General features: G+C 45.5%; 13 protein-coding genes. 3 read left to right on the top strand and 10 right to left on the bottom strand.

From position 1 onward, the window contains the following. Positions 1 to 1301: DEAD/DEAH box helicase (locus tag PGL01S_RS30460; RefSeq protein ID WP_127499478.1), on the bottom strand; the 1301-nt coding region annotated here is incomplete at its 3' end. 206 nt (positions 1302 to 1507) lie between these two features. Between PGL01S_RS30460 and PGL01S_RS30455 the strand changes: the two genes are divergently transcribed. After that, positions 1508 to 1840, top strand: a complete 333-nt coding sequence (locus PGL01S_RS30455) for a DUF5658 family protein (RefSeq protein ID WP_127499476.1) — start codon at positions 1508 to 1510, stop codon at positions 1838 to 1840. On the opposite strand, the gene PGL01S_RS30450 is transcribed toward PGL01S_RS30455, so the two are convergent. The 6 genes from PGL01S_RS30450 to PGL01S_RS30430 all read right to left on the bottom strand — a co-directional run bounded on the left by PGL01S_RS30450 (position 1831) and on the right by PGL01S_RS30430 (position 6058). Further along, complete coding sequence (locus tag PGL01S_RS30450) at positions 1831 to 3945, bottom strand: WG repeat-containing protein (protein WP_127499475.1); 2115 nt, start codon at positions 3943 to 3945, stop codon at positions 1831 to 1833. The genes PGL01S_RS30455 and PGL01S_RS30450 overlap by 10 nt on opposite strands. Before the next feature lie 111 nt (positions 3946 to 4056). Continuing rightward, a complete protein-coding gene (locus PGL01S_RS31635; RefSeq protein ID WP_373864175.1) occupies positions 4057 to 4227 on the bottom strand; it encodes a DUF6954 family protein in 171 nt (56 codons plus the stop codon). A 14-nt stretch (positions 4228 to 4241) separates the two neighbouring features. Next, complete coding sequence (locus tag PGL01S_RS30445) at positions 4242 to 4622, bottom strand: glyoxalase superfamily protein (RefSeq protein WP_127499474.1); 381 nt, start codon at positions 4620 to 4622, stop codon at positions 4242 to 4244. Between the two features lie 94 nt (positions 4623 to 4716). Further along, positions 4717 to 5064 carry a VOC family protein gene (locus PGL01S_RS30440; protein ID WP_127499473.1) on the bottom strand — a complete coding sequence of 116 codons (348 nt, stop codon included), beginning with the start codon at positions 5062 to 5064 and terminating at the stop codon, positions 4717 to 4719. Positions 5065 to 5098: 34 nt separating this feature from the next. Next, positions 5099 to 5557 (bottom strand): VOC family protein, encoded by a 459-nt coding sequence (locus PGL01S_RS30435; RefSeq protein WP_127499472.1) that lies wholly within the window; start codon positions 5555 to 5557, stop codon positions 5099 to 5101. A 30-nt stretch (positions 5558 to 5587) separates the two neighbouring features. Continuing rightward, positions 5588 to 6058, bottom strand: coding sequence for a pentapeptide repeat-containing protein (locus PGL01S_RS30430; protein ID WP_127499471.1), 471 nt, complete (start codon positions 6056 to 6058; stop codon positions 5588 to 5590). Between the two features lie 165 nt (positions 6059 to 6223). On the opposite strand from PGL01S_RS30430, the gene PGL01S_RS30425 reads away from it, so the two are divergent. Then, positions 6224 to 6712, top strand: a complete 489-nt coding sequence (locus PGL01S_RS30425) for a DinB family protein (RefSeq protein WP_127499469.1) — start codon at positions 6224 to 6226, stop codon at positions 6710 to 6712. A gap of 21 nt (positions 6713 to 6733) precedes the next feature. Here the strand turns inward: PGL01S_RS30425 and PGL01S_RS30420 are convergent, their stop codons facing one another. From PGL01S_RS30420 to PGL01S_RS30410, 3 genes are read right to left on the bottom strand one after another with little or no spacing between them, the layout of a single operon-like run. After that, on the bottom strand, positions 6734 to 7177 hold the full coding sequence (locus tag PGL01S_RS30420) for an NUDIX domain-containing protein (RefSeq protein WP_127499468.1): 444 nt from the start codon (positions 7175 to 7177) through the stop codon (positions 6734 to 6736). Positions 7178 to 7189: 12 nt separating this feature from the next. Beyond that, a complete protein-coding gene (locus PGL01S_RS30415) occupies positions 7190 to 8008 on the bottom strand; it encodes a class I SAM-dependent methyltransferase (RefSeq protein WP_244935825.1) in 819 nt (272 codons plus the stop codon). After that, complete coding sequence (locus PGL01S_RS30410; RefSeq protein WP_164775641.1) at positions 8005 to 8763, bottom strand: SDR family NAD(P)-dependent oxidoreductase; 759 nt, start codon at positions 8761 to 8763, stop codon at positions 8005 to 8007. The genes PGL01S_RS30415 and PGL01S_RS30410 overlap by 4 nt, the downstream gene beginning before the upstream one ends. 555 nt (positions 8764 to 9318) lie before the next feature. Here PGL01S_RS30410 and PGL01S_RS30405 point away from each other — a divergent pair. After that, on the top strand, positions 9319 to 9612 hold the full coding sequence (locus PGL01S_RS30405; RefSeq protein ID WP_127499462.1) for a Dabb family protein: 294 nt from the start codon (positions 9319 to 9321) through the stop codon (positions 9610 to 9612). The last annotated feature ends 168 nt before the right edge of the window (positions 9613 to 9780 follow it).

The following is a 9780-nucleotide window of genomic DNA, read 5'->3' as shown; positions in this document are numbered from 1 at the left end:
CCCAGCCGATCCCGCGGGATCCGGATCGGCTCGATATCGCGCTCGGCAATGAGCTTGCCGAGCACGGCCATCTCCGGCAGCACGCCTCGCTGCCGGGCAACCATCGCGCCGCGGCTTGCGCTGCCGACGGCGTGGCCCGCACGGCCGATCCGCTGAATGCCGGATGCGGCCTCAATCGGGGAATCGAGCTGGATAACCAGCTCGATATGCCCCACGTCAATGCCAAGCTCGAGCGAGGAGGTAGCCACGATGCAGCGCAGCTCGCCTGCCTTCAGCATTCTCTCTACTTCCAGCCGACGCTCCTTGGCAATACTGCCGTGATGGGCTCTCGCCATCTCGTAGCCGGCATGATCGTTTAGTCTTAGACATAGACGCTCGCACAACCTCCGGCTGTTTACGAAAACAATGACCGAGCGGCAATCGGACATCAGCGCGAACAGCCTGTCCATAATCGGGAGCCATACCGCATCGCGGGTCTGCATAGGCTGCGATTGATCAGGCATCGTTAACGATACTTCAAGCTTTTTGCTCATATGGCTTTCTACAATCGTTACCGGACGCGGCACCAGCCCCAGCGGATGTACGAATCCTTCGCTGTCAGTCTCTTGCCTCTCATCCGCTTGACTGCCTTCCGGTTCCTGCCAGCCGCCAAGAAATCTTGCTACGCGCACAAGCGGCTTCTGCGTAGCCGATACGCCAATTCGTTGAATCCTTCTTCCGCATAACTCTTCCAACCGTTCGAGCGAAACGGATAGATGCGAGCCTCTTTTATCCGCGGCGAGATCGTGAATCTCGTCAATGATGGCATAGGAGACTGTCTTCAGCATCTCCCTCCCTTTCTCGGAAGTCAGAAGGATATACATGGATTCCGGCGTAGTAACCAGAATATCAGGCGGTTTCCGATACATAGCGGATCTAACCGAGCTGGTCGTATCTCCTGTCCGAACGCCGCTTCGGAGTCCCGGCCAGCTGTTATCCGATGAGGCGGCAAGCTTATCAATCTGTTCAATAAAAGCAACCAGATGATCATGGATATCGTTATTGAGCGCCTTAAGCGGCGTAATATAGAGCAGCCTCACGCCTGCCTGACGCTGCTGCTGCTTCATTCGGGCAATCCCATCGAGACATGGAAGAACGGCGGCCAATGTTTTGCCTGAGCCTGTCGGAGCGGCAATCAGCGTATTGTCGCCTGCTGTAATCGCTTTCCAAGCTTGTTTTTGCACGTCGTTCGGCTCGCCGAACGAAGCCTCAAACCATTCCGCAAGGGATGGATGAAAAGAAGATAATGACGAGCTCAGCATGACTTTCAGCTCCATCTGAATATAGTCGGGCACAATTCCTTTACTACTATATTATATCAGTACAACAGGGCAATCGCCAAAACGAATACGGCGCATGAAAGCCCTTCAGGAAAAGGAGTCTTTCATGCGCCAGCTTGCTTATTTTAGATACAAAATGTATCATAAATCTATAACACTTTTCCACTACTGGGACGTGATGCACTGGAATGTATGTCATCCTTCGTTTGCCGATAAGAGGGCTGCTGTTATGGCTGCTTTTTTTCAGTCTGACCGATGCGGTATTTACCGATATCGGAATAAGACTGAAGCTTATAACCGAGCTGAATCCGTTTGTATCTTGGCTGTATAACTGGCACTCCATCGCTTATTACGGCGTTAAGCTGATATTTCCCATACTCTTCATGCTTATTTATCCTCGGTTAAGTGCCCGCTTATGGATCCGTTATTCGGCAGTCATCCTGTTCCTGCTCTACTTATTCGTTAACATGTACCATTTATTGTGGGTAGTCCTCGCTCTCGTGAACAGCCATCATGGATGAAACGAGCGCCAGAAGTCGCCGCGCTCATCAATGATGTTCATGATCTGGGAGTAAGGAATTCTGAACTCGGGGAAGCCTGCTGCATAGGGCGCAATCTCATAAGGCTCAAAATATAAATGAAGCGCATCCTGCGTTACGAAAAACGGTTGATCCGGTTTGATGCCTTTATACGTATCCGGAAAAACATAATCATACTGAGGGTCCGTTTTGATCTGTTCCCCTACGATATCGCTCAGCACTTTCACATAGTCACTGCCCGGTTTGAACAAGTCCTTCAGCGTATACATATCGCCATTCGACACATCGATATGGGCATAGACCTTCGTTGGCATGCCATGAGCTGCCCCGGCCGGGTAATTATACCCGGTCATTTCAATCTCCAGCAGATTTTTCTTGAACAACGTCACTTCGAAATCCCCGCTGTACGTATAGCCAAGCAGTTCATCACCAGGGATCGGCTTAACCTGGGACATGACCTTAAGCGTTTCGTTCAACCTCTCTTGCGCGGCATGATCGGCGATGCCTTCCACAGCCGGATAATAGACGACATAATCCTTATTTGGCTTATACTTATGCTCCCTGACCAGATAAGGCAGGCGAAGCGGAATAACCGTGTTAGGCTCCCACACGATACGTCCATTCCGGTTGGCATATTGAATCCTCTGATCAATATTGACCTGAATCAGGTCATCCTCGAGTTTCAAGATACCGCTTCCCTGGAACTGCGGATACCCGGGAGCCGGATTTCCGCTGGTGTTAATGAAGAAAGTAGTCTTACCGTTGCTTGCCGAAGCGAGTCCTTTCCGATAGGGCTGTACGTCGGTATAGACAAATTCCGTCAAGCGTTTGCCATCGGAATCAAAGATCGCATACATCGAGCCAAGGAACGGTTGATCCGGATCAATCGCTTTCCCTACCGCGTATCGCTGCTGGCCAATTGCCATGATATCGTTATAGATCGTCTGTATGACCAGATTTCCTTTTGTATCAATAACCCCGTATTCCGCGGCAAAATCCTCCGCGTTATTAACGATTGCCCGGCCATTCTGGAACGGAAACGCCGTCGAATAGGTCGGCTGAATTTTCACTGTGCCTTTCTCGTTGATATAGCCATATTTCCCATTCGCCGTCTGTTGGAATGGCAATAATCCATCCCCCAGAACTCCTACAAAAGGAAAATGATACTCCGCTTCCTTTGAACCGTCATGCCGAATTAAGGCATAAACATTGTCTTTTATTTTTACAACCGCATGTCTGTCGGAAAAATCGGTAGCATCTTCATACCGAAGCGGTATAACCTCTTTACCTGAACGGTCAATATAGCCATAGACGGTTTTGCCGCCTTCAAGCTGGTTGTTTACCATCGCTCTTCCATCATGCATATCTGCCATATAGGAATAACCATTGCTCGTGACGATAGCTCCTGAATCATTAAGCAGCTTGTATTTGCCTTTGTCGTCAATAACAACCGCTCTTCCTTCCGAAAAAGGAGCAATAAAGCTATAAACGGGTCTGACAAAATAAGCTCCCGTTGTGTTAATTAAGCCATTTCCATTATCCGCGCTTACAATAGCAAGCCCATTCGTTTGAAAATCCTCAGCACGGTCAAAGCGAGGGGGTATCACCATCGTGCCAATTCCGTTAATATAGCCCCATCTGGTTCCGCTTGTTGTTTTCTCGGATCCCGGATAGAGAGATATCGCTCTACTCTCCAAAGAACGATCATCGGGAACAATATTCCGGAAGCCAACAGGACTCCATTCGTAAACAGCTCGTTTCGTTTGTGCCTCCGCAGTCCGCCAATTAATAATAAGATTATTAACCATCCGGCTTGTTACGGGTGCGGCAGTCAGCTCCGCGACGCCGTAGCCTTCGCCTTTCGCGGCTGCCGCGATCGTCCATCCGACATGCCGGTATTGCAAAATATGGACATAAAGCTCTTCTTGCCAGCGATACACAACCGTCAGCTCCGGAACGCCATCCCCGCTTAAATCCTGGGGATAAATCGCATATTCGTTAGATGGATCCTCCATCATGACGAGCTCCGCCCCAGGAGGCAATGAAGATTGCGCCAATCGGATAATCTGGTCATTGATCCAGTCCATTCGCATCTGGTCCCCTTTCCCAGTACGTTACATCAACTCACTATTCGTATGCGGGAAATAAGGAGAAATATGACAGATTTTGAACGGTGCTTGGACCGTTGACTGGGCAGGTTACCGTGTCTTCCTGAATATGAAGTAGGCGGCAAACGCAATCGAAGCATATATCAGGATAACAATCCCTAAAGTAATCATTCTCTCCTTCATGCTCCCGTCCGCAAACAACACGGGTCCAAGTCCAAAGAAAGTGACCAGCAGGAATATAATAAGCAATACAACACTCAGAAGTATTTTTATGTTCAGCCCTCCAACTTGCCTGACATCGGTTCACTGAAGACAATCCGGTTTCCGAACGGGTCTCCGATTCTGCACTCCAGCGTGTTCCACGGCGTTTCTTCCAGTCCGGGTCTTGCGTATTTATATTTCTTGTCCAATAAATCCTTATGTAACTCCCTTATTCCTGTCATTTCGATACGAATAGCCGAGCCTGGGCTGCAGTCACCGTGATGTTCGCTCAGATGCAGTCTGATTCCCCCCTTTGAGATCTGCATATATAGAGGCATATCGGGTTCAAAACGATGCTCCCAATCCACATTGAAGCCTAGAAAGTCCACATAAAATTCCCTGGCTTTCGCCTCGTCAAATATACGAAGAATCGGTACCAGCTGTTCTAAGTTCATTATCGTATTTCCCCTTTATTTTGGTATTACGATCTCCAAATAAGTAGTAAAGAAGACTGCAGTGGCAGCCTTCTTTGAATGAAATGCAATAGACTTATTTGCAAACCATCAGCATATTCCCATCCGGATCCTTGAAATTAAACCAGTGGCCATTTTGGATTTCCGTAATTAGCTCAACATTTTTCTCCTGCATAAATGCATAGGCCTGCTCAATGTCTTCCGTATGAAATTGAAATGCCGGTGCCGTATACAAATTTTCGGTCGAGTAAATTTTGCTGTCCAACACAATGCTTGGCCCTTCCATCGGCAGGACGTAAATATGTCCGAAATAAATCTCGCCGTCTGCAGGTAGACCTAGAATATCGCAATACCAGTCGCGGGCATTTTCAACGTTGCTAACAGGGATAAAAATACTGTTGATTTTATTCGAGATAGGATTCATATACGTCCTGCTTTCTTCATGGAATAAAAAAAGGCTATGCCTTTCTTCGCATTGCGCCTAAAACAATATTATAATGGTCGGGATCATGGATATGGGCATTCTTAAACTCCCAGCCGCCATGTTCGCCAGTGAAAGGTTCAATCCCGATAATCCCGCCTCTGTCACGTACCTCTTCCACATATTCGTCGAATTCATCCCAGCCAATATGAATGTAAGTATCCCATGCATAATCCGGACCGTCCCATTCCGTTGGATAGCTGTGACGCTTGGCAGAGACGGCATTTGGTTTAACATCCTCTCCGGAAACCGCCTGTTGAAGGATAAAACAAACCTCGTCGCGCTCCGCGTGTCCCCAATCGTCAATGGAAAACCCTAAACAGTCGCGGTAATAAGCTTGCGATTTTGCCAGATCCGATACTAATCGAACCTGAATGGCCTTGCCCAGTTTTACTCCGGATTTGCCCTTCTCATCTTCAAGGACTTGCTCGCTCATGATTCCGACCTCCCGTTCAGGATGATGGATTTACAGATCCTTAAGCAGATCCGATATCAGAATTCCGTTATCTCGGAGACCGGCAATATTGCAGTTGTCGATATTAACATTGGATAAATCACAATTGTTAAAGAGGGCGGTCGAGAGGCTGCAGTTCTTGAAAGTGGTTGGTTCGTATTGACCGTCGGGTTTGTATTGTGGCTCGCCTTCCTTTGGCAGAACGACATTCGTAAATTGGGTACCGATCAGATAGACATGATCAATGCTGGCATGACTGATATTCGCAAGCCTAATGTTTACCCCCGTCATGTTTGCATCGGTAACTAGAATTTCGCTCATATTCACATCGTTCAACTTCATTGCATTCATATTTACGTTGTTGATCGAAGTTCTGGCCAGGCTGACATTATCGATTACCAGCTCTTCCGCGCGAACCTCCTGCCACTTCGCCCCTGAAATATCAGATTGCCGCAGATCAAACGGTCCAACTTTTAAGCTCATCCTCAGATCTCCTCCAATAATAGATATTCAATCAGGTAATTCAATACAGAATCAAGCTTTACCTTTATTATCCAAATCATATCATGAAAAAAAATACGAGAACAAGTGTTTGCATTTTGTTTGGATTGTGTTATGATTTTCTAAATTATTAGTGGAGGTATGGAGATGACGCAGAATGAAATTCTTTATTCATTTAACAATTTCTCTAATTGGATACGTTCATTGGAAAATACGAACGATAAATTATGGTTTGCGCCAATTGAGGAGAAGAAATGGTCAATCAGCGAGATCATTGCGCATCTTTTGAATTGGGACAGATACCTTATATCCGAAATACTGCCTGCTGTTCAGATCGGCAATGAAATAAATTTCCCCGATTATGATACGTTCAACAAGCGGGCTTCCGATTACATACAATCAGGTGTCTCTAAATCCAAGCTTATCGATGAAACAGTAGCTACAAGAAATCTATTAGTAAAATTGCTTCATGAAATGACTATCGAAAGGTTAAATAGGCGATTAACGGTTAATGGCGTAACTAATTGTCCTAGTACTGGAGCTCCTTATTCCCTTATTTATATCATTAAGGAATTTGCGGATCATGACACCCACCATAAACAACAAATCATGCGGTTTCTGAGCGGAAGCGTGTAGCCCAGCTTCTCGGACTTGCGGTCAGTTGAAGAAATACGAATACTTCAACTCTGCGATTTTAAGCAAATCCGTACGCATCCCTTCGCCTTCCATTTTAATAATCATTTGTTTCGCTGTTTCTATATTCATCGTTACTCTGCCTGTTGTTTCAAATCCTTCCGGAATTTCAACGTATTGCTTCACTTTGGCGATTACAAATACCGTGTACGTATTGGTACTCTCCCAATACCATGCCGCTACTGGAATTCTCTCGTCTTCCAAAAACAAGCCTGCTTCTTCTACCGTCTCGCGGTCAAGCGCAGTAATGAGGTCTTCGTCTCCCTCAACTCTGCCTCCGACCGTTGTCAGGCTCTGCTCGTATTTATCCCACACCATAACGATGGAACCATTTGAGGTAACAGGTATGCTATGAATTCCGGCAATCCGTTTGTCCGTTGGCCATACACCAAACAATGGTTTTAGCATTACCGATCAACTCTATTCTTTGGTATATTTAACCGCTTTAACCGAGAGCCATTGAGGAAGTGCCGCTGAAGGATTTTCACGCCAATCGGAATAGCTTTCCACTTCTTTAGCGGTTAAATTATCGCCTTCGTTCTCTGAATCATCTACCCAGAACCAGCCATTTTCCGCATACATTTCTTCAATTCGCTTGATATGTAGGCTTGAGCTAACAACAGCATTCAAAATATCCTGTATTCGCCATTTAAATGTAGGTACTTCTCCAAAAGGACCCGTCAGGTGATAGGGCTTATTTATAGTGAGTGCTTCCTTTGCCTTGATTCCAAACGGTCGCATGAAAGGATGAATATCGTACATGATATAGACTCCATCGCTCTTCAGAACCCTACTTACATTATTGTACATGGACTTTAGATCATGAATCCACACGTGAACCCCATTCGAGGTATAGACCAAATCATACTCTTCGCTTGGAAGCTGGGATAAAGTCATCGTATCCTCACAAATAAACTCGATATCCCAGCTATGATGCTTGGCAATGATGGAAGCGTTCTCTATTTGTTTATCCGAAATATCGCAGGAAGTGACTTTCGCTCCCAACAGATGAAACGCAAAAACCGCATGATTATCTCCACTTGAAGGAACCAACACGCGTTTTCCTGTTAAATCCGGGAAGGCTTCTCTAATCAAGCCGTATGTCGTAGGATGAAAAGCGGATGCCGGAGACGATATGACTCTTGCAATCGCCTCTTCCGTTCTATATTTCAAATACCAGGTTTCTGACCACTCGTTCCAGCTGTCCTTTACCTTATTCTCACTACTCAATATGATCACTCCTCCAATTCACATACCTGATACAGACCGCCGTTAACGGAGACAGAAGTGCTTATCAGACTAATGATTCGTCTCGCCACGCGAGCTGGATCGATTAAATTCCCCTCAGCCTTCTGTGCGGCAAAATAGCCGGCTAACGCCATATCCGACTCACGGGCTGTCTGCTGCATAGGTGTATCCATCATTCCCGGATCTACCGAGTATACTTGAACTTCATTAACCTGCCGACCCTGCTCTTGTTCCATACCTATACATCGGGAGAACATATTCATCGCAGCTTTTGCCGAGCAATAGAGACTCATGGTTGGCGCAGGGTACTTCCCGGATCCGGATGAAATATTTACGATTTTTCTTACAACATGCCAGTCTGAGGTGAGTCGAATAAAAGCCGAGGTAAGCAGCATCGGAGCTGCAATGTTGAGCTGTATATTTTTCAGAATTTCCTCATCCGTGCAAAATTGTATGTCTTTTAACGGAGTGACTGACGCCGCATTATTTATAAGGGTTATTGATTTCAATTCATATTGATCGATAGCGGAAATAAGATCTTGTAGTACAGTTGGAAGGCTCTCTACTTGAGTAAGATCAACCGGGTAATACAAGTATTTGCCGTCCAATGTATTTCGATCGATTTCTTCATTATCCGTTCGGGATAGGCCAATAACCGTGTTCCCTTCCTCTAAAAGCCTTTTCGTGAGCTCCGCGCCAAGTCCGCTGGATACTCCCGTAATGATGTAAACATGATTATTCAGCATAATCATCTCCTTTTCAGTTCCCTAATTTTAATCAAATAATAGGTAACCGCACTGCCTACACCCATAAAACAAAAAACAATAGTCAGGAACATTAATCCGCTAACATAAGCATTATTCTTATCTTCCTCTATTAGGTACAGCAAAAGGATGAAAGAAACTACAAACGCTGCAATAAACAAGATACTCAGCAGCCCTCTCCATTTCATCCCCATCTCCCTCCTTCGGGAATTAGTCAACTTTATCTTCAACATTTTTCCAGTAAAAATAAGATTAACATATCTCTATGAACCATGCACGCAAAACTTCAGTCTAATAGGTTTGGTCAATAAATGGTATAATTATGAAGGACCGATAGTTGCACTGAAGCCTAATCGTTCGGCCGTAAAAAAGATGGTGGTATCGCGAGATCGCCTAGAGGCGTATGCCTCCCAGCTCAAATCAAAGTCTTCGGCTGCCGCTTAATGAACTTCATTTATGAAAAGAACTAGAAATACGTTCCCATTTCATGCTATATTGCATTAGGCTAGAGATTTTGAAGAAGAGAGAGGTTACAACATGATTGATCGTACTATATTAGTAAAATTCGGCGAGCAAACGACCAACGAACAGCTCCAGGAGATCGTAGATCGCTTCAAGGCGCTAAAAGAACATTTGACTGGTGTTATTGAAGTAAATGCCGGCATTAATTTCTCGGATAACAACAAAGGTTACCAACTGGTCCTTCGCGTCAGATTCGAAGATAACGCCGCATTGGAGGCATATGGCCCTAATCCTCATCACCAAGCTGTAGCAGCACTTATCCGCGAGTATGGACGTGAGGATAGTATCGCAGCCAATATCGAAGTGTAACATAAAAAACAGCGGGCGCTTGATCAAGCGTCCGCTGTTTTATTGAGCAAATATACTTTTCATCAACTATTTAATTAACAGTACTTTGTTTCAGAGGAACATACTTCAAATTCAAAATATAGAGTATAACAAAAGAATCCGATCACTAATGATCGGATTAACATTCTT

The organism is Paenibacillus glycanilyticus NBRC 16618, from assembly GCF_004000805.1.
Lineage (GTDB): Bacteria > Bacillota > Bacilli > Paenibacillales > Paenibacillaceae > Pristimantibacillus > Pristimantibacillus glycanilyticus.
The sequence above is the reverse complement of the archived record's forward strand: the minus strand, read 5'-3'. Positions and strand labels throughout refer to the sequence as shown.